15 protein-coding genes and 1 rRNA gene are annotated in these 20,122 nt (G+C 71.2%); 10 read left to right on the top strand and 6 right to left on the bottom strand.

All coding sequences use genetic code 11. From position 1 onward, the window contains the following. Positions 1 to 112, top strand: a 5S ribosomal RNA gene (gene rrf / locus FZN60_RS17420); the annotation flags it as partial. 344 nt (positions 113 to 456) lie between these two features. Here the strand turns inward: rrf and gnd are convergent. Next, positions 457 to 1,551 (bottom strand): phosphogluconate dehydrogenase (NAD(+)-dependent, decarboxylating), encoded by a 1,095-nt coding sequence (gene gnd / locus FZN60_RS17415; RefSeq protein WP_158874764.1) that lies wholly within the window; start codon positions 1,549 to 1,551, stop codon positions 457 to 459. A gap of 109 nt (positions 1,552 to 1,660) precedes the next feature. On the opposite strand from gnd, the gene FZN60_RS17410 reads away from it, so the two are divergent. Beyond that, the gene (locus FZN60_RS17410; RefSeq protein WP_158874763.1) at positions 1,661 to 2,767 is read left to right on the top strand and encodes a serine hydrolase domain-containing protein; all 1,107 of its coding nucleotides are present in this window, start codon (positions 1,661 to 1,663) and stop codon (positions 2,765 to 2,767) included. 11 nt (positions 2,768 to 2,778) lie between these two features. Here the strand turns inward: FZN60_RS17410 and nagA are convergent, their stop codons facing one another. From nagA to FZN60_RS17390, 4 genes are read right to left on the bottom strand one after another with little or no spacing between them, the layout of a single operon-like run. Then, positions 2,779 to 3,927 (bottom strand): N-acetylglucosamine-6-phosphate deacetylase, encoded by a 1,149-nt coding sequence (nagA, locus tag FZN60_RS17405; RefSeq protein WP_158874762.1) that lies wholly within the window; start codon positions 3,925 to 3,927, stop codon positions 2,779 to 2,781. Then, positions 3,927 to 4,952 carry an SIS domain-containing protein gene (locus FZN60_RS17400; protein WP_158874761.1) on the bottom strand — a complete coding sequence of 342 codons (1,026 nt, stop codon included), beginning with the start codon at positions 4,950 to 4,952 and terminating at the stop codon, positions 3,927 to 3,929. Before FZN60_RS17400 ends, nagA begins: the two co-directional genes overlap by 1 nt. Further along, a complete protein-coding gene (locus FZN60_RS17395; RefSeq protein WP_158874760.1) occupies positions 4,949 to 5,707 on the bottom strand; it encodes a GntR family transcriptional regulator in 759 nt (252 codons plus the stop codon). The genes FZN60_RS17400 and FZN60_RS17395 overlap by 4 nt, the downstream gene beginning before the upstream one ends. Then, positions 5,704 to 6,591 carry a glucosamine kinase nucleotide-binding domain-containing protein gene (locus FZN60_RS17390; protein WP_158874759.1) on the bottom strand — a complete coding sequence of 296 codons (888 nt, stop codon included), beginning with the start codon at positions 6,589 to 6,591 and terminating at the stop codon, positions 5,704 to 5,706. The genes FZN60_RS17395 and FZN60_RS17390 overlap by 4 nt, the downstream gene beginning before the upstream one ends. 437 nt (positions 6,592 to 7,028) lie before the next feature. Between FZN60_RS17390 and FZN60_RS17385 the strand changes: the two genes are divergently transcribed. The 8 genes from FZN60_RS17385 (at position 7,029) to FZN60_RS17350 (ending at position 14,833) form a co-directional block, all read left to right on the top strand. Next, a complete protein-coding gene (locus FZN60_RS17385) occupies positions 7,029 to 7,931 on the top strand; it encodes an N-acetylmuramic acid 6-phosphate etherase (RefSeq protein WP_246726897.1) in 903 nt (300 codons plus the stop codon). Between the two features lie 41 nt (positions 7,932 to 7,972). Further along, positions 7,973 to 9,253 (top strand): ABC transporter substrate-binding protein, encoded by a 1,281-nt coding sequence (locus tag FZN60_RS17380; protein WP_158874757.1) that lies wholly within the window; start codon positions 7,973 to 7,975, stop codon positions 9,251 to 9,253. An 82-nt stretch (positions 9,254 to 9,335) separates the two neighbouring features. Next, positions 9,336 to 10,259, top strand: a complete 924-nt coding sequence (locus tag FZN60_RS17375) for a carbohydrate ABC transporter permease (protein ID WP_158874756.1) — start codon at positions 9,336 to 9,338, stop codon at positions 10,257 to 10,259. Between the two features lie 10 nt (positions 10,260 to 10,269). Further along, complete coding sequence (locus FZN60_RS17370) at positions 10,270 to 11,112, top strand: carbohydrate ABC transporter permease (protein WP_158874755.1); 843 nt, start codon at positions 10,270 to 10,272, stop codon at positions 11,110 to 11,112. Then, complete coding sequence (locus tag FZN60_RS17365; protein ID WP_158874754.1) at positions 11,109 to 12,164, top strand: Gfo/Idh/MocA family protein; 1,056 nt, start codon at positions 11,109 to 11,111, stop codon at positions 12,162 to 12,164. The genes FZN60_RS17370 and FZN60_RS17365 overlap by 4 nt, the downstream gene beginning before the upstream one ends. Before the next feature lie 32 nt (positions 12,165 to 12,196). Next, positions 12,197 to 13,201 (top strand): ABC transporter ATP-binding protein, encoded by a 1,005-nt coding sequence (locus FZN60_RS17360; protein WP_158874753.1) that lies wholly within the window; start codon positions 12,197 to 12,199, stop codon positions 13,199 to 13,201. Further along, a complete protein-coding gene (locus FZN60_RS17355) occupies positions 13,198 to 14,124 on the top strand; it encodes an ROK family protein (protein WP_158874752.1) in 927 nt (308 codons plus the stop codon). Before FZN60_RS17360 ends, FZN60_RS17355 begins: the two co-directional genes overlap by 4 nt. Beyond that, positions 14,108 to 14,833, top strand: coding sequence for a copper homeostasis protein CutC (locus FZN60_RS17350; RefSeq protein ID WP_158874751.1), 726 nt, complete (start codon positions 14,108 to 14,110; stop codon positions 14,831 to 14,833). The genes FZN60_RS17355 and FZN60_RS17350 overlap by 17 nt, the downstream gene beginning before the upstream one ends. Here the strand turns inward: FZN60_RS17350 and proA are convergent. Then, on the bottom strand, positions 14,830 to 20,079 hold the full coding sequence (gene proA / locus FZN60_RS17345; protein ID WP_158874750.1) for an anti-phage protein ProA: 5,250 nt from the start codon (positions 20,077 to 20,079) through the stop codon (positions 14,830 to 14,832). The genes FZN60_RS17350 and proA overlap by 4 nt on opposite strands. Between the last annotated feature and the right edge of the window lie 43 nt (positions 20,080 to 20,122).

Genomic DNA, 20,122 nt, shown 5'->3' with positions numbered 1-20,122 from the left:
GGTGGTTCTGGCGGGGCGGCCGCACCCGATCCCATTCCGAACTCGGCCGTGAAACGCCCCAGCGCCCATGATACTTCGTCTCAAGACGCGGGAAAGTCGGTCGCCGCCAGGTCCGCCAAACGCAACACACCTCCGTAGCCGTAGCTCCGCAGCTCCGCAGCTGCGAACCACGCTCCGGCAGGCCGTCTTCACCACCATCCCAGATCCAGAACACGCCGGCAGAACCCGAACACGCCGACCCATCGGCCCGCATCGCATCAGCACGAGATCATCACCAAAGCCCCGCAGAGCCACACGCTCGCGGGGCTTTGCTGCGTCTGGAGGTCCGCTGATCGCGGAGGTCCGCTGACGAAGGCGCGGACGCCGTTGAAGCAAAGCAGATCTCGTTGACTGGAGCCGGCAAGGCTCGACGTGCCAGAGACGTCGTCCCTCTCCCCGCGGATCCTTGACCCCGCGCTATTGCGGGATCTCGACGTGGCCGCCGAAGCCGAAACGCATGGCGGAGAGGAGGCGGTCGGCATAGGTGTGGTCGCGGCGCGAGCGATAGCGCGCGTAGAGCGCGGCCGAGAGCACGCTGACGGGAACCGCCTGCTCCATCGCCGCGTGGATCGTCCAGCGTCCCTCCCCCGAATCCGCGACGTGCCCGGAGAAGTGCTCCAGCGAGGGGTCCTCCACCAGGGCTTCGGCCGTGAGGTCGAGCAGCCAGGACGAGATCACGCTGCCGCGGCGCCAGACCTCGGCGACGTCGCGCAGGTCGAGGTCGTAGCGCTCGTCCTCCGGCAGCATGGTCGAGTTCTTCGTCTTGAGGATGTCGAAGCCTTCCGCATAGGCCTGCATCAGGCCGTACTCGATGCCGTTGTGGACCATCTTCACGAAGTGGCCGGCGCCGGCCGGCCCCGCATGGATGTAGCCGCGCTCGGCCCGGTCATCGGCGGCGTGGCGGCCGCGGGTGCGCTCGATGGTGCCGAGGCCGGGCGCGAGGCAGTCGAAGATCGGGTCGAGGTAGCGCACGGTCTCCACCTCGCCGCCGATCATCATGCAGTAGCCGCGCTCCAGGCCCCAGACGCCGCCGGAGGTTCCGACGTCCACGTAATGCAGTCCCTTGGGCGCGAGCGCCTTGGCGCGGCGGATGTCGTCCTTGTAGAAGGTGTTGCCGCCGTCGATCACGATGTCGCCGGCCTTCGCGATATCGGACAGCTGCGCGATGGTCGCTTCCGTCGGGTCGCCCGCCGGCAGCATCACCCAGAAGATGCGGGGCGCCGCGAGCGCTTCCGCCAGGCCCTCCAGCGAGGTCGCCCCCGTCATGCCTTCGCCCGCGAGCGCCGTCACGGCCTCGGCCGCCCGATCGTAGACGACGCAATCGTGGCCGCCGCGCTGAAGGCGCCGCGCGATGTTGGCGCCCATGCGCCCGAGGCCAATGATCCCGATCTGCATGGCATTCCGTCCCTTGTGCGAAGCGTTGCGGCGGCCTTTGGTCTGCGCCGGTCGTCGGCAAACGCATCTAGCGCGGGCGGCGAGGGAAGAGAGGGGCGCGTGCTCGCGACGCAGCATCCACGCTGGGATGGGAACCGAACGGTGATGCCGAGAGGCGGAGGCCGCTCGGCATCACCTTTGCGTTGGTGCCCTCGCTTTTTTCCAGTCGCGGGGCAATCTGCGACGCATGAACCTGCTCGTCAGCAACTCCCGTTTGAGCCGCCTTGCCACAGCCGGGCTCGCCCTCCTGCTTCTGGCGCCCCTCCCCGCCGCGGCGCAGGCGCCGGAGGCCGGCCTCGCGGTGCCGCCGGATGCCCGCGCGCCCGATCCCGCGCCCGCTCGGCCGGACTTCTCGGCGGCCGTTGAGCGCGCGTCGGGGCTCGCAGCGCTCGAAACGCTGCTGATCGCGCAGGACGGCGAGCGGATCGTCGACGAAGGCTTCCGCGGCAACCGGACGGACCGGGCGACCAACATCAAATCGGCCTCGAAGTCGATCGTCTCGGCGCTGATCGGCATCGCCATCGACAAGGGGCTGATCGAAGGGCCGGACCAGCCGATCGCCGACTTCCTGCGCGCCGACTTCCCCGCGAACCCCGATCCGCGGCTGAACGAGATCACGGTCGGCAACCTTCTTTCGATGCAGGCGGGGCTGGAGCGGACCTCCGGCGGCAATTACGGCGGCTGGATCGCCAGCCGCAACTGGGTGCGCTCGGCGCTCGACCGCCCCTTCGTGGAGCCGCCGGGCGGGCGGATGCTCTACTCCACCGGCTCGACGCACCTCCTCTCTGCGATCCTCACGAAGGCGAGCGGGCGCTCGACCTTGGCGCTCGCGCGCGAATGGCTGGAGCCGGCGGGCGTGCGGGTCGCCGACTGGGAGCGCGATCCGCAGGGCGTCTATCTCGGCGGAAACCAGATGGCGATGACGCCGCGCTCGCTCCTCGCCTTCGGCGAGATCTACCGGCGCGACGGGCTCGGACCGGATGGCGAGCGCGTCGTGTCGAAGGCGTGGATCGACCGATCCTGGGAGCCGCGCACGACCTCGCGCTTCCACGACGGCCGCTACGGCTACGGCTGGTTCATCGACAGCTTCGCCGGTCACCAGGGGCAATATGGCTGGGGCTATGGCGGGCAGATGATCTACGTCTTTCCGGACCTCGAACTCACCGTCGCGATCACCTCGGACGAGAACCAGCCCTCGGGCCGCTCCGGCTACGTGCAGGATCTCCACCGTCTCGTCGCCGAAACGATCGTGCCGGCGGCGCAAGCGCGGATGGCGGCGGACCGGTCCGGCTGACGGCGAACCGCTCAGGACAGGGCGACGGGCTCGCCGCCGATCCAGACGCCCTTGAGGTCGAGGCTCTCGTCGATCCAGACCATGTCGGCGCGGGTGCCGGCCGCGAGGCGTCCGTGCGTTTGGAAAAGGCCGAGGAACTCGGCCGCGTGGAGCGCGCACATGCGCAGGGCATCGTCCAGGGGCATGCCGAGCGGTCCTACGAGGTAGCGCAGCGCCCCGATCATCGAGAGGTCGGAGCCGGCAAGTGTGTCGTCGGCGAGCGTCAGGCGGCCGTTCTCGCGGCGGGCGGTGCGCCCGTTGAGCTGGAAGACGTCCTCGTTCGAGCCCACAGTCGGCATGGCGTCGGTGATGGCGACGAGCTTGCAGGGATCGCGCTTCGCCCGCAGCGCGGTACCGAGAGCGGCCGGGTGCACGTGCTGGCCGTCCGGGATGAAGCCGCACCAGACGTCGAGGCTGTCGAGCGCCGCGCCGACGAGGCCGGGCTCGCGGTTGCCGAGCTGGCTCATGGCGTTGAAGAGGTGCGTAACGCACGAAGCGCCAGCCGCGAAGGCGGCGGTGGCCGTGTCGTAGCTCGTGTCGGTATGACCGAGCGAGACGCGAATGCCGGCGGCGGCGAGGGCGGCGATCTGCTCATTCGAAACGCTTTCCGGCGCGACGGTGAGGAGAAGCGGGCGCACCGTCGTGGCGCAGAGCGCGGCGAGGTCGTCCGGCTCCATGCGCCGGATCAGCGCGGGATCGTGCGCGCCCTTGCGGGCGAGCGACAGGAACGGGCCCTCGACGTGAATGCCGGCGCAGCCCGGCACGCCTTGTTCCATCGCGGCCTGCGCCGCAGCAATGGCGGCGAAGGTCACCTCGGGGCGATCGGTAATCACGGTCGGCAGCAGCGCCGTGGAGCCGAAGCGGGCATGGGCAGCGCAGATGGCGCGGATGCCCTCGACGCTCGGCGCCTCGTTGAAGAGGACGCCGCCGCCGCCGTTCACCTGGATGTCGACGAAGCCGGGCGCGAGAAGGCCGCCCGCGAGGCGCCGCGTCTCGATCCCCGGCGGGACCTGGTCTTCCGGCAGCACGGCTTCGACGCGCGCGCCTTCGATCAGAAGGGCGCGGCCGGCTCTCCGGGCCTCGCCGTCGAAGATGTCGGCGCCGACAAGGGCGATGGCCATCAGAGCGTCTCCGTCACCTTCTTGAGGCCGCGCGGCACGTCCGGATCCTGGCCGCGGATGCGGGCGACCTCCTCCACGAAGCGGTAGAAGGATACGAGCATCGACAGCGGCTCGGTCAAGGGATGGCCGGTCGGCGCGTGCGGCAGGCGCGTGCCGACGCCCGCCTCGCCGACGGTGAAGAGCGCGGCGCCCGAGGCGGAGACGCGCGAGCAGATTTCCGCGAGACCCGGCCGCGCCGCGTCGTCCGGCACGAAGGCGAGAACGGGGAAGCCCTCCTCGACGAGCGAGACGGGACCGTGCAGCACCTCGGCCCCGGAATAGGCCTCGGCGTGGAGGACGGAGGTTTCCTTCAGCTTCAGCGCCGCCTCGCTCGCGACCGCGAAGCCCGGGCCGCGGCCCAGGGCGTAGAGCGAGGTCGCGCGGGCGGCGGTGCCCAGCGCCGGCGACCAGTCGAGGCCGAGCGCCCCGGCGAGGCGGTCCGGCAGGGCGGCGAGCGCCGCCTTGAGGCCTTCATCGCCGCTCCAGGCCGCGAGCACGGCGAGCGCCGCGACGACGGATGTGACGAAGCTCTTCGTCGCGGCGACGCTGCGCTCGGGGCCGGCGCGCAGCGGTAGCTGCCAATGCGCGGCCTGGAGAAGCGGCGAGCCTTCGACGTTGCCGATGGCGATGGTCTCGGCCCCGCCCTCGCGCGCGGCGGCGAGGAGCGCAACGATGTCGGGGCTCTTTCCGGATTGCGAGATGGCGAGCGCGGCTTGGCCGGCGAGCCGCAGCTTGGTGCCGTAGACGGACACGACGGAGGGACCGAGCGAGGCGACGGGGCGCCCGGTGACGATCTCGCTCGCATATTTGAAGTAGGTCGCCGCGTGGTCGGACGAGCCGCGCGCGACCGTCACGGTCACCGCCGGCGCGAGCTCGGCCAGACGGCGGCCGACCGCCTCGACCGCCTCGGCGGATCCGTCGAGGAAGCGGTGGACGGCGGCGGGGATCTCGTCGATCTCCCGGCGCATGAGGCTGTGTTCGGTCATGAACGTCCCTGATCCGACAGGCTGAGTTCGGCGACGAAGTCGTAGGCGTCGCCGCGATAATGGGATTGCGTGAGTTCCACCGGTCGCCCTTCCTCGTCGAAGGACACGCGCATGATGGCAAGCGCCGCGGTGCCCGGCGAAACGCCGAGAAGCGCGGCCTCGTCGGCGGACAGGTTGGCCGCGCTGATGCGCTGGAGCGCGCGCACCGGGTGGCGCCCGGCGGCGGCCATCGCGGCGTAAAGCGAGGCGCCGACCAAGCCGGGATCGGGCAGGATCGTCGCGGGCACGCAGGCGCGCTCGATGGCGAGCGGCACGCCGTCGGCGCGACGCAGGCGATGGATGCGGCAGACGAGGTCGCCCGGCGAGAGCGCGAGCTGCATCGCCTCGGCGGGCGTGACGCGTTCGAGACTTCTCAGCAACCAGTCCGAGGTGGTGCGGCGACCGCGCGTCGCCATGTCTTCGCTGAAGGAGGTGAGATGCGACAGGCCCTGCTGGAGCTTGCGCCGCCCGCCCGACACGAAGGTGCCGGAGCCCTGCCGCTGCTCGACGACGCCCTCCTCGACGAGGCCCGTCAGCGCCTTGCGCACGGTGACGCGCGAGATGCCCATGCCTTCCGCCAGATCGCGCTCGGACGGCAGCGCGTCGGCCGGCTTCAGCTCGCCAGCCTCCACCGCGCCGCGGATCAGCGCCTGGAGGCGGAGATAAAGCGGACCCTCGCCCTGCGGCAGCGCGCCGGTGCGGAACAGCGCGCTCACGCCGCACCCCCTTTCGCCCGCCAGACCGAGCGCGCGAGATCGATGCCGCCCTCCATCGCGTCGCCCGCGGGCTCCGCGAGGCGGGCGGCGAGATCGGGCGGCAGGCGCGGGCGATAGCGCGGCGCCTGGCCGCCGAGAAGCGCGATGGCCGGGGCGCCAAGCTCGATCATGCGCCGGAGCATGGGCTCGATGTCGAGAAGCGAATCCGCGATCAGCCGGTCCGCCGCCGGGTCGCCCGCTTCGGCGTGGTCCCAGACGAGCGGGGCGAGGCGGCCGAAGTCACGGGGCAGCGCCGTCCGGGCAAACTCGACGGTCGCCTCGGCCGAGTTGTCGAAGCGCGCGAGAACGGCATCGCAGAAGGGGGTGCGGGGCTTGGCGCCGTCGAGCGCCAGGAGGGCCGCGGCGAGCGCGCGGCGGCCGAGATCGGCGCCGCTGCCCTGGTCGGAGACCAGCATGCCCCAGCCGCCGAGAAGCGTCAGACGCCCGCGGGCGCGGACGCAGTAGGCCGTGCCGGTGCCGAGAATGGCGATGCCGCCCTCGCCTCCGGCAAAGGCGCCGCGACAGGCGGTGACGGCGTCGGTTTCCAGGCCGAAGGCGGCGAAGGGCAGGCGCCGCGCGTGCAGCGCCTCGGCGACGGACGGCATGTTCGCGCCGGCAAGACCGAGGCCGGCGAAGCATCGTCCGAGATCGGCCGTGCCGAGACCGCTGCGCTCCAACGCGCGCTCGGTGGTCGCGACGATCATCGCGAGCGCGGGGTCGAGCCCGGCGAAGACGTTGGCGGTGCCGCCCTCCGCCTCGCCGATGAAGGCGCCGTCGGGGCGGCGAACCCGGACGCGACAGGCCGTGCCGCCGCCATCCACGCCCACGAGAAGCACATCGGACATGCGCCGCCTCACGATGACCAAAAGAATACCACTTCGGTCTATACGTCAGCCGCAGGCCGCTCGCTACCTGCAATTTCGATCCCGGCGACCGCATGCGGTGGATCCGCTGGGGCTAAGCCCCCAGCGCCGCGGCGGTTTTCGGCTTCGTGCCGCTTGAATTTTTTGCACCTGCGAAGAGTGTCGGAAATTTTCGCAGGCGCTCCTAGACAAATGGTTCTAGGTTGGTACGATCCCTTCCAACAAAAGACAGGGAAGCGTCGGCAAAGCCGGCATCGACGATTCGGCAGATGGAACAGGCACTCGCCCGCGACTCGGCTCGCGGCGGATCGGCGTTCCACGTCCTGCCGATCCGGCATCGGCCGCCCCGCCCTCCCCGATCCATCCAGCCCGGCAGCGTGCGTCCAGGATGCCGCGCGGGCTTTCACGGGAGACCCGCCTTGGCGACCGTTCTTCGCCGCACCGAGCAGCGCGACCCCGCTTCCGCGGGGATCGACGCCTGCGGGACCGAGGAGGTGCTGGCGCGCCTGCTCGGCGGCCAGGTGCGGGCGCTCGGCACGGTGGAAGCGGCCCTGCCAGCGATCGCACGGGCGGTCGAGGTGGCCGGCGCGGCGCTCGATCGCGGCGGGCGCCTCGCTTACCTCGCGGCCGGAAGCCCCGCGCTGATCGCCCTCGCCGACGCGCTGGAAATCCCGCAGACCTATTCCGAACCGCCGGAGCGCTTCCTCGCCATCCTCGCCGGCGGGCTCGACATCGTCCGCGACTTCGGCGGCGGCCCGGAAGACGATGCGGACGCCGCGCGGCGGGACGTCGAGGCGGCCGACATCGGTCCCGACGATTGCGTCGTCGCCATCTCCGCCAGCGGCTCCACCCCTTACGTCCTCGCCGGCATCGAGGCCGCGCACAAGGCGGGCGCCGCGACGGTCGCCATCGCCAACAATCCCGGCGCGCCGATCCTCCTTGCCGCGGACGCGCCGATCTTTCTCGACACCGGCCCGGAGATCGTCGCCGGCTCGACGCGCATGGGCGCGGGCACGGCGCAGAAGGCCGTTCTCAACATGATCTCGACCGCGCTCGCCGTGCGCCGCGGGCACGTCCATGACGGCCACATGGTGAGCCTGCGGGTCGACAACGCGAAGCTGCGCGAGCGCGCCGCCCACATGGTCGCCGAGGCCGCGGACGCCTCGCCGGAAGCGGCGGAACGGGCCCTCGAGGCCAGCGCCAACGAGGTCAAGCCCGCCGTGCTTCTCGCCGCGGGCGCCGTCGACCTGGCCGATGCGCGGGCGCGCCTTGCCGAAGCCGACGGGAACCTTCGCCGGGCTCTCGCGAGCCTCGCCGAATAAAAACGAAGCCGGGGCCACCCGGAGCGCAACAGGAGACGGCTATGAAGACGAGCATCCTCAAGGCAACGGTGGCGCTTTCGGCGCTTGCCGCCCTTTCGACCGCCGCCCTCGCCCAGACCACGCTCACCATCGAGAGCTGGCGCAACGACGATCTCGCCACCTGGCAGGAAAAGATCATCCCGGCCTTCGAGGCCAAGCACCCCGACATCAAGGTCACGTTCTCGCCAACCGCGCCGACCGAGTACAACTCGGCGCTCTCCGCCAAGCTCGACGCGGGCTCGGCCGGCGATCTCGTCGCCTGTCGCCCCTTCGACGCCTCGCTGGCGCTCTACCAGAAGAAGCAGCTCGCGGACCTGACCGGCCTGCCCGGCATGGAGAACTTCTCGGCCGTCGCCAAGACCGCCTGGTCGACCGACGACGGCGCCCAGACCTTCTGCGTGCCCATGGCCGCCGTGCTCCACGGCTTCATGTACAACAAGGCCGCGTTCGCCGAGCTGGGCGTTCAGCCGCCAAAGACGGAAGCCGAGTTCTTCGCCCTCCTCGACAAGATCAAAGAGAACGGGACCTACGTGCCGCTCGCCATGGGCACGAAGGACCAGTGGGAAGCCGCGACTATGGGCTACCAGAACATCGGCCCGAACTACTGGAAGGGCGAGGACGGCCGGAAAGCCCTGATCGAGGGCAAGCAGAAGCTCACCGACGCCGACTGGGAGAAGCCCTTCGAGACCCTCGCCAAGTGGGGTCCCTACCTGGGCGACGGCTTCGAGGCGCAGACCTATCCCGACAGCCAGAACCTCTTCACCCTCGGCCGCGCCGCGATCTACCCCGCCGGCTCCTGGGAGATCGCGACCTTCGAGGCGCAGGCGGACTTCGAGATCGGCGCCTTCCTGCCGCCGGTGCAGAACGCCGGCGACACCTGCTACATCTCCGACCATCCGGACATCGCGCTCGGCCTCAACGCCGCCTCGCCCAACCAGGAAGCCGCCAAGACCTTCCTGTCCTGGGTCGCGAGCCCGGAATTCGCCGAGATCTACGCCAACGCCGCACCCGGCTTCTTCCCGCTGATCGACAAGCCGGTCACGCTGGAGAACGCGCTCGCCAAGGAGATCGTCGCCTGGCGCGAGCAGTGCCAGCCGACCATCCGCTCGACCTACCAAATCCTGTCGCGCGGGACCCCGAACCTCGAGAACGAGACCTGGACGGCCTCGGCCAACGTGATCAACGGCACCGAGACCCCGCAGGCCGCCGCCGAGAAGCTCCAGAAGGGCCTCGACACCTGGTACAAGCCCGGCGAGGCGACGCCTCCGGCCGCCGCGAACTGATCGTTCCGCTTCGACGGGGAGGCGGCCGCCCGGCCGCCTCCCCGCATTCCTGTCCCGCGCTACGAGCCCCGAACGGAACCCAATGACGGACAGACCGAAGGCGCGCCCCCGCTGGCACATCGCCGTGTTCCTGGCGCCGGCCCTCCTCGTCTACACCGTGATCATGCTCGTGCCGCTGATGCAGACGCTGCTGCTGGCGCTGGAGAACGTGCGCGACGGGGAACGCGTCTTCGTCGGGCTCGACAATTTCCGCATGCTGTTCGGCGATCCGCGCTTTTCGGAAGGGTTCTGGAACGCGCTGCGCAACAACGTCTACTTCTTCGTCCTCCACATGCTGATCCAGAACCCGATCGGCATCGCGCTGGCCGCCCTTCTCTCCGTGCCGCGCCTGCGCGGCGTCGCGATCTACCGCACGGCGCTGTTCCTGCCGACCATCCTGTCCTTCGTCATCGTCGGCTTCCTGTGGAAGCTGCTGCTCTCGCCGCTCTGGGGCGTGGCGCCGAACCTTCTGGGCGCCGTCGGCCTGAAGTCGCTCTTCGCGCCCTGGCTCGGCCAGGAGGCCTACGCACTGACCACCGTCTCGCTCGTGTCGATCTGGCAGTTCGTCGGCATTCCGATGATGCTGATCTACGCCGCGCTCATCACCATCCCGAACGAGGTGATCGAGGCGGCGGAGTGCGACGGCATCACCGGCTTCAAGCAGTTCTTCAAGATCAAGCTGCCATTGATCCTGCCCACCATCGGCCTCGTCGGCGTTCTCACCTTCGTCGGCAACTTCAACGCCTTCGACCTGATCTACGCCATGCAGGGGGCGCTCGCCGGGCCGAACTTCTCGACCGACATCCTCGGCACCTATCTCTACCGCATCTTCTTCGGCTTCCAGCTCCAGGCCGGCGACCGCTACATGGGCGCGGCGGTGGCGACGGCCATGTTCGTGATCATCCTTCTCGGCGTCTGCTTCTACCTCTTCGTCATCCAGCGGCGCATGCGCCGCTACCAGATGTGAGGCGGCCCTCATGAGCACGCGCGCCCCGACCCAGCGCTTCCGCCTCGCCCTCGTCCACCTCGCGCTGATCGCCTACGCGCTGATCTCGGTGCTGCCGGTGCTCGTCGTCGTCATGAACTCGTTCAAGACGCGCCGGGCGATCTTCAACGCGCCGCTGGAGCCCCCGCTCCCCTCCACCGCGAGCCTCGCCGGCTACCGGACGGTGATCACGCAGAGCGACTTCCTGCTCTACTTCCAGAACAGCCTCGTCGTGACGATTGGCTCGCTGTTCTTCGTGCTCTTGTTCGGCGCGATGGCGGCCTTCGCCCTGTCGGAATACCGCTTCAAGCTCAACACCTTCCTCGGCCTGTTCCTGGCGCTCGGCATCATGGTGCCGATCCGCCTCGGCACCGTCGCGATCCTCCAGATGATGGTGTCGGCCGGCCTCGTGAACACGCTGACGGCGCTCGTCCTCGTCTACACGGCGCAGGGGCTGCCGCTCGCGGTGTTCATCCTGTCGGAGTTCATGCGCAACGTCTCCGACGACCTGAAGAACGCCGGCCGCATCGACGGACTGTCGGAGTACCGGATCTTCTTCGTCCTCGTCCTGCCGCTGGTGCGCCCGGCGCTCGCGACCGTCGCGGTCTTCACCATGATCCCGATCTGGAACGACCTCTGGTTCCCGCTGATCCTCGCGCCCGGCGAGAGCACCAAGACCGTGACGCTCGGCGCGCAGATCTTCCTCGGCCAGTTCGTCACCAACTGGGAGGCCGTCCTGTCGGCCCTGTCGCTGGCGATCCTGCCGATCCTCGTTCTCTACCTCCTCTTCTCCCGCCAGCTCATCCGCGGAATCACCGCCGGAGCCGTGAAATGACCATGCCCCCGCTTCGCACCTTCGTCATGGGCCTCGGCCAGATGGGCCGCAGCCACGCCCTCGCCTATCACGCCGATCCCGGCTTCGAGATCGTCGGCCTCGCCAACCGCTCGCCGGTCGATCTGCCGGCCGAGCTCGCCGGCTACCCCATGCTCGCCGGCTTCGAGGCGGGCTTGGCGCTGAAGCCCGACCTCGTCTCGATCAACACCTACACCGACAGCCATGCCGACCTCGCGATCCGCGCCATGGAAGCCGGCGCCCACGTCTTCGTGGAGAAGCCGCTCGCCGGCACCGTCGAGGACGCGGAGCGCGTCGTCGCCGCGGCAAGGCGCACGGGCCGCAAGCTCGTGATCGGCTACATCCTGCGCCACCATCCCTCGTGGATCGAGTTCATCGCCCGGGCGCGGGACCTCGGCGGGCCTTACGTCTTCCGCATGAACCTCAACCAACAGTCCGCCGGCCCCGCCTGGGAGATCCACAAGCGGCTGATGGAGACGACCTCGCCCGTGGTCGACTGCGGCGTCCACTATCTCGACGTCATGCTCCAGATCACCGACGCGGCGCCCGTCGAGGTGCGCGGCATGGGCCTGCGGCTGTCGGACGAGATCGCCGAGACACAGGTCAATTACGGCCACCTCCAGGTGCTCTTCGCCGACGGCTCGCTCGGCTGGTACGAGGCGGGCTGGGGGCCGATGATCTCGGAGACCGCCTTCTTCGTGAAGGACGTGATGAGCCCGAACGGCGCGGTCTCGATCGTCATGGACGAGGGCGCCAGGTCCGCCGACATCGACACCCACACCAAGACCGCGCGCCTGCGCATCCACCGCGCCGAGCGCGGCCCCGACGGCACCTTCGCCAAGGCCGACGAGATGGTCTCCATGGCCGGCGAGCCCGGCCATCAGGCGCTCTGCGACGCCGAGCAGCGCTTCGTGCTCAAGGCCATCCGCGAGGACATGGACCTCACCCGCCACATGGACGACGCGGTCCGCTCGCTCGCCGTGGTGCTTGCCGCCGACCGCTCGATGCGCGAAGGCCGGCCCGTCCGCCTGTGAAGCGCCCTTCCCCCGCCGAGGACCAAGCCCCCGTGCACTCCCTGAAGCTGACCCGCATCGTGAAGACCTTCGGCCAGGTGGAGGTCTTGAAGGGCGTCGACCTGGAGGTGGAGACGGGCGAGTTCGTCGTCTTCGTCGGCCCCTCCGGCTGCGGCAAGTCCACGCTGATGCGGATCATCGCGGGGCTGGAAACGCAGACCTCGGGCACGGTCGAGATCGGCGGGCGCAACGTCGATGCCACGGTGCCGGCACGCCGAGGCATCGCGATGGTCTTCCAGTCCTATGCGCTCTATCCGCACCTGACCGTCGCCGGCAATATGACGCTGGCGCTGAAGGAGGACGGCGTGCCCAAGGCCGAGCGCGAGGCGCGCGTCGAGAAGGCGGCGGGGCTCCTCCAGCTCTCGCCCCTCCTCAAGCGCCGCCCGGCGGAGCTGTCGGGCGGCCAGCGCCAGCGCGTGGCGATCGGGCGCGCCATCGTGCGCGAGCCGACGCTGTTCCTCTTCGACGAGCCGCTGTCGAACCTCGACGCGGCCTTGCGCGTCGCAACGCGCCTGGAGATCGCCAAGCTCCACCGGACGCTCGGCGCGACGATGATCTACGTGACCCACGACCAGATCGAGGCGATGACCCTCGCCGACCGCATCGTGGTCCTCAACGGCGGCACGGTGCAGCAGGTCGGCCGGCCGATCGACCTCTACAACAGGCCCGACAACCTCTTCGTCGCCGGCTTCATCGGCTCACCGAAGATGAACTTCCTCACGAAGCGCTTCGCCGAAGAGGCGGGCGCGGCGACGCTCGGCGTGCGGCCGGAGCACCTGAAGGTGGACCCAGCCGGCGCCTGGGCCGGCACGGTGCGCCATGCCGAGCACCTGGGCTCCGACACCTATCTCTACGTCGTCCTGGAGGACGGGCAGGAGGTGACGGTGCGCATCCCCGAGGAAACGCCGATCGCGGTCGACGACGCGGTGCGCCTGTCGCCGCTGCCCGGGCGCCTGCACCGCTTCGGCGCCGACGGCCTGGCGCTGCGCGCCGCATGATCGCCTGCTTCGACATCGGCGGCTCGGCGATCAAGGCCGCGATCGCCCGCTCGCCCTCGGACATCGAGATCCTCGGCAGCCGGCCGACGCCGCTGCGCGACTTCGACGCCTTCGCCGACGCGCTGGCCGCCGCGATCGCGGAAGCCGGACTGCCGCCGCACGCGCCCGCCGCCCTCTCCATCACCGGCGTCGTCGATCCCGCAAGCGGCACGATCAAGGTCGCCAACATTCCCTGCATCGACGGCCGCACCCTCGGCCCCGACCTGACGCAGCGGCTCGGCCGTCCCGTCACCGTCGCCAACGACGCGGACTGCTTCGCGCTCGCCGAAGCCGTCGAGGGCGCGGGGGCCGGCCACCGCATCGTCTTCGGCGCGATCCTCGGAACCGGCGTCGGCGGCGGGCTCGTGATCGACGGGCGGCTCGTCCAGGGCGCCGGGGGCTTTGCCGGCGAATGGGGCCACGGCCCGATCACGGCGACGCGCGCCGGCACGCCGCCCGTCGAGGTGCCGCGCTTTCCCTGCGGCTGCGGCCAGGTGGGCTGCGTCGACGCGGTCGGCGGCGCCCGCGGCCTGGAGCGCCTGCACGCCCACCTCCACGGCGTCGGGCGCACCAGCCGCGAGATCACCGACGCCTGGCTCGCCGGCGACGCGGCCGCCGCGCGCACGATCGACGTCTTCACCGACCTCGTCGCCGACCCGCTGGCGCTCGTCGTCAACGTGATCGGCGCGGACATCATTCCGGTCGGCGGGGGCCTGTCCAACGTGCGACCGCTGCTCGAACGCCTCGACGCCGCGGTGCGCGCCCGCATCCTGCGCCGGACGGGCGCGCCGCTCGTCGTGCCCGCGCAGTGCCGCGTCGAGCCGGGCCTGATCGGCGCGGCGATCATGGGCTCACGCGAGGGCGCCCATGCCGCCGCTGCTTGAGGTCTGCGTCGGCGATCCCGAGAGCCTCTCCGCCGCGATCGAAGGCGGGGCCGACCGCATCGAGCTCTGCTCGACGCTGGAGCTCGGCGGCCTGACGCCGCCGCCCGGTCTCCTCGCCCTCGCGGCCCGGGCGCCCGTCCCCGTCTACGCGATGATCCGCCCGCGCGGCGGCGACTTCGTGTTCTCGGCGGCCGAGCGTGCGGCCATGCTCGCCGACATCGCCGCGGTCCGCGCGGCGGGCCTTGCCGGCGTCGTTCTCGGCGCCTCGCTGTCCGACGGCAGCCTCGACGCGGATGCGCTGGGCGAGCTGGCGGGGGCGAGCCGCGGCCTCGGCACGACGCTCCACCGCGCCTTCGACCTCGTCCCGGACATCGACGCGGCGATCGAGACGGCGGTCGCGCTCGGCTTCGAGCGAATCCTCACCTCCGGCCGGGCGCCCCGCGCCATCGACGGCGTCGCCGATCTGCGCCGGGCACAGGATGCCGCGGCCGGGCGCATCGGCATCATGGCCGGATCCGGCCTCGGTCCCGACACCGTCGCAGCGCTCCTCGCCGCAGTGCCGCTCGCCGAGGTGCACGGCACCTGCTCGCGCGCCGCCGGCGTCCTGAACCCGCGCGCCGCCGCCTTCGGCTTCGCCACGGCGCCGCCGCGACGCACCAGCGCCGACGAAGTGCGCCGCATGAAGGCCGCGCTTCGAGCCGCCTCCTAGCCGGCCGACTGCTCCTCCTCGGCGGCGGGCGGAGCCTGCGCCGCCACCTTTGCCCGGCTTTGCGCGACGAGCGCGTCCAAGGCGGCGTGCAGCCGGTCGGTCGCGCCGGCCGGATCGAACCACCAGTCCGTCGACCAGACCCGCAGAATGGTCCAGCCAAGGCCGCGCAGCACCTGTTCGCGCACCTTGTCGCGGTCCCGCGCCGTCGCCGAGCGGTGATAGGTCGCTCCGTCGCACTCGATGCCGGCCACGAAGGCGCCGGCATGGTCGGGATGGCGCACGCCCATGTCGACGCGGAAGCCGGACACGCCGACCTGCGGCACGATCCGCCAGCCTCGCGCCTTGAGCGCTTCGGCCACCGCCTCCTCGAAGGGCGACTCGGCGCCGCCGAGCGAGCCGGCATCCGCGGCCGGCAGCGCCACGGCGCCGCGATCGGCATAGTCCAGGAAGGTCTTGAGGTCGCGCACGCCGGCCGCCTTGCTGCGCGACAGGTCGATCGCCTCGGCCTTGATCGAGGAGAACAGCATGAGCTCGCGCCGGGCGCGGGTCACCGCGACGTTGAGCCGGCGCTCGCCGCCGTCGCGGTTCAGCGCGCCGAAATCCATGGCGAGCTTGCCGGCGGCGTCCTTGCCGAAGGTGATCGAGAACAGGATCACGTCGCGCTCGTCGCCCTGGACGTTTTCGAGGTTCTTCACGAAGACCGGCTCCAGCCGCTCGTCGTCGAAGAACCATTCGAGCCGCGGGTCCTCGCGCCGCTCGTCGTCGAGAAGATCCTGGATCAGCGCCTGCTGCTGGCTGTTGAAGGTGATGACGCCGAGCGTCGGCCGCTCGGCCTCCGGCAGGTCGAGCCATGTGCGCAGACGCGCGGCGATGTCGCTCGCGATCGCCCGCGCCTCGGCCTTGTTCGTGCGGCTCTTGCCGCGGTCGTAGACCGCCTCCGGCACGTGGCGCAGCGACACCGCGCGATCCTCCGTCACCGGCGAGGGAAAGGTGATCAGGCGGTTGTCGTAGTAGTGGTGGTTCGAGAAGGCGATCAGCGACTCGTGCCGCGAGCGGTAGTGCCAGCGAAGCCCGTGGACCGGCAGGCCGGACGCGCGGGCCTCGTCGAGGATGCTTTCGAGGTCGCGCTCGTGGTCGGGCGCCTCGCCCTCCTCCTCCGCCTCGTTGCGGCCGAAGAAGTTCGTCGGCGGCAGCTGCTTCGGATCGCCGACGATCACGGTCTGGCGGCCGCGCGCGACGGCGCCGACGGCATCCCAGGTGGTGATCTGCGAGGCCTCGTCGAAGATCACGACGTCGAACAGCGCCTGGTCCGGCGGCAGGTACTGCGCGATCGAGAGCGGCGACATCAGCACGCAGGGGGCAAGCTTGGCGAAGCTCTCGGGCATCGCGCCGATCATCTCGCGGATCGACCGGCTCGGCCGCTTCAGCTCCATCTGGTGGCGCAGGAGTCCGAGCTCGGACTTGCGCACCACCGCGTCCGGCGCCGGCAGGTCGTGGGCGATCGCAGCGTGGACGCGGGCCGAGGCCGCTTTTCGCACGAGGTCGTCGAGCGCGCGGAAGTCGTCGATGGCGTGCTCGTGCTGGAAGCGGCGGAAGTCACGCAGGCGCTTGTCCGCGTCGATCGCGAGCGGCAGCCACCAGCGGGCATAGCCGAGCCGGAAGGCGGAGACGGTCTCGTTCGGCGCCACCGCGCCGGCTTCGAGGTCGGCGACGAGCGCCTGCAGGCCCTGCACCTCAGCCCGCCGGCGGATCGCGCACCAGGAGGTCCAGTCGCGCAGCTGCGTCCGGCCGGCGGCGAGATCGGCGAGACGAGCGCGGATGTCAGCGAACGTCTCGCCAGCCTGCGTGAGGCCAAGTCCGCCGCTCGCATCCGTGAATTGCCGCTCGGCCTCGGCGAAGCGCCGATGAGCCTCGCGGTGCTCGCGCGCGGCCTGGCCGAGCGCGCCGCGCTCCGGCTGATCGAGCGCGGGGGCGATCACCGCGAGCAGCGACGCGAACCGCTCGGGCGTGCCGGCGAGGCGCGCGGCGGTCTCGCGCAGGTGCGCCGCCCGTTCCAGCTGCAGCGACAAGCGCGCAGTGTCCGTGTCGAGCCCGGCGACGAGCGGCCCCGCCGCCGCGAGCGGGCTCGCCTCGATGGCGGCGGCCTTGGCCTGGAGGCCGCGGATCAAGGGCAGATCCGTGGACGGATCGGGCGCCCCCTCCCGCGCATAGGTGCCGAGAAGCTTGGCGACGCTCCGCCGCTTGAACCAGGAGAGCGGCCAGAAGCTCGCGCTCGCCTCTCGCCAGCGCCGGTCGATGTCCTCCACCGGGACGCGCCGCAGCTCCGCCCGGTCATAGCGCGCCGAAAGCCGGGCTTCCTCGGCGGCAAAGTCCGCAACCAGCCGCCCGAGCTCGCCTCCCGCCTCGCGCAGCCGCGCGAAATCGGCGCGGACGGCGAGGCGCGCGCCCTCGTCGTCTAGCCCGTCGAGCGCTTCCGCGAACTCGGCCAGCCGTATCGCGTCGTCCCGGGTCGTTTCGCCGGGATGGAGCCCGAGAACGCGTATCAAGCGCGCCGACGTTCCCTCCACCGCCTCGGCCGCGTCGCGCGCGTTCGCGGCGGCGGCGAGGAGCCTGTCCTGCCAGGCCGAACTCCATTCGGACACGTCCACCAGCCGGAGCGCGGGCGTCGATCCCACGGCGGCGAAAGTGCGGCCGAGCGCCTGCGCGAGGTCCTCCAGCTCGGCGAAGGCGGCCCTGTCGTGCGCATCCTTTGAGGGCCAGGCGAGCGCCGGGGCATGGCGGTTCTCGCCGCGCAGCGCGAGGCCGAGCGCGCGATAGGGCGTCATGCCGCTCGGTCCTTCCGCGTGCAGCGCCTCGGCGTAGCCGTTCAGCTCGTCGCGCTTCACCTTCAACCGGCCGTTCAGCTCGACCCAGTCGCCCGGCTCCGCCGCGCCGCCGTGCTCCCAGGCGCTGCGGAGCTGGGCGAGCACGTGGCGGCGGTCGGCCTTGGAAGAGTGCAGCTCCAGGCAGCGGCTGCCGAGCCCGTGCTCGCGCAGGCGGCGGTAGACGACGTCGAGCGCGGCGGTCTTCTCGGCGACGAAGAGCACCGTGCGCCGGCTCGCCAGGCACTGCGCGATCATGTTGGCGATGGTCTGGCTCTTGCCCGTGCCGGGCGGGCCGATGATCACGAAGTCCTTGCCCTCGGCGGCGGCCATCGTCGCGACGATCTGCGAGGAGTCCGCCGGCAGCGGCGTCACAATGTCGGCCGGCGCGTAGGCGCGGTCGATCTCGCGCTCGGCGCGGAAGGGCACGGCATCGGCGAAGGGCACGTCCGGATTGTCGATGAGGTGGCGCACCACGCGGTTCTGCCGCAGGGCGTCGGTGCGCTCCGTCAGGTCCTTCCACATCAGGTACTTGGCGAAGGAGAAGGTGCCGAGCGCCGCCTCGTCCACCACCTCGAAGCCCGGCGTGTCGCGTACCGCCCGGCGCATCGCGTCGAGAACCCGCGCGACGTCGATGCCCTTCTCGTCGCTCGGCAGCTCGCCCGCCAGCGCCGGCACCTTGAGGTCGAAGTCGCGCTCCAGGAACTGGAGCAGCGTCGCGTTGAAGCGGACCTCGTCCTCGTGGTGCAGCAGGCGGAACGGCGAGGAAGCGCTGCGGCGCTCCAGCTTGGCCGGCAGCAGCAGGAGCGGCGCGCGGTAGACGCGCTCGTCGCCCGGCTTCTTGCGCCAGCGCAGGAAGCCGACCGCGACGAAGAGCGTGTTGGTGCCTCCTTCCGCGAGGTCGCTGCGCGCCTGCCGGTAGAGCGCGGTCAGCCGCGCGTCGAGATCGTCCTTGTTTAGGGTCGAGGCCAGCTCGTCGCGCAGGAGCGCGTCCTCGGCGAAGCGGCGCTGGATGTCCTCGCCGCGCGCCTCGCGATAGAGCGCGGGATCACGCTCGCCGAGCGGGTTCTGCTCGGGGATCGAGACGATGCGCAGCGCGTGGCCGGCCGCCAGCCGATCCTCCATTCCCGCGGCGTCCGGGCACAGGAAGGGCACGGCGCCGCCGCGGGTGCCGAAGTTGAGGAGGCGGTTGCGCAGCGACAGGTCGAGAAGCTTGCGCTGCCAGCGATCGATGCGGCCGGCCGGCGTCGTCGGCTTCTCCTCCGCCGGCTCACCGGGCATGCCGCCGAAGTCCGGCATGGCTGGGAGCGGCAGGTCGCCGCTCGTCTCCATCTCGTCCGTCGGCGCCGCGACCTCGTGCGAGGCGAGCGGCGCGATGCCGCCGCTGCGCGTCCGGGCGACGTCCACCGCCGCGACGAAGCGCTTGGGCGCATCCTCGGCGACGAGGGCCGCGCCGTCGCGGCACGCCTGATCGAAGGGGACAGGCGGGCGGCGCGTCACGCCGGTCGTCTCGAACAGCACCAGCTCTCGCGCCGCCAGCGCCTTCCGGATCTCGACGGGATCGGGCTCGACGGCGAGGCCGAGCGTGCGCTTGACCAGCCAGACGCCGGTCGCCGCGTGCCCTTCGACGAGAGCGACGACGGCGTTGAGCCCCGCGCCCTCCAGCCCCGCGGCAAGCAGGAGAGCCGTATCGAGGCAGGTCGCGAGCCCTTCGGCGAGCATCGTCGCGGGACGCCGCACCTTCTGCCCTCGCGCCTCGAAGCTCGCAGGCGGCTCGGCATAATGGAGCCCAAAGCCCGCGGCGGCCGAATACAGGGCGGCGGCCAGCATGTAGGCGCGGCGCGGATCGCTGCTCTGGTAACCATCCAGCGCCGCGTTGTGGCCGTGGGCGGCGAGGCGTTCGGCGGCGGCGCGCAGGAGCTTGGCCGTTGCCGGATCGTTCGGCATGACGAAGGCCGGCAGGAGCTGCGCCATGTCGCCCGCCCCGCCCCACTCGTCGCGGGCGAGGAGCCTAACCGGTACCTGCGCCTCGGCGAGCAGCGTCTCGCCCGAAACGAGGCGGAAGGTCGCGGTGCCGCGCTCGGCCTCGTTGAGGCCGGCGAGGTAGGCGGCGTCGAGCTCGACGCGGCGGTCCGACAGCGCGATCTCGGCGCCGGGGTCCAGGCGGTCGATCGCCCAGCTCCTGGCGCGGATGAACGGCGGCGCGGCGGTCAGCTCGAGCCGCGCGCCCGAGATGGTCGCCTCGCCCGGATTGGCGAGGCGCAGGTCCTTCAGCACCGGAACGGCGTTCTGGAACGAGGCGTAGGCGAGGCAGGGATTGACCTCGGCCAGGATGCGCGGCGCGGCGGCCTCGTCGTCCTCGATCGCTGGCATTGTGTCGGTCATGATCCACCCCTCCTTGTCCTCGCGACGCGCTGATGGCGCCTCG

The organism is Antarcticirhabdus aurantiaca (genome assembly GCF_009765365.1).
Classification (GTDB): Bacteria; Pseudomonadota; Alphaproteobacteria; order Rhizobiales; family Rhizobiaceae; genus Antarcticirhabdus; species Antarcticirhabdus aurantiaca.
The sequence above is the reverse complement of the archived record's forward strand: the minus strand, read 5'-3'. Positions and strand labels throughout refer to the sequence as shown.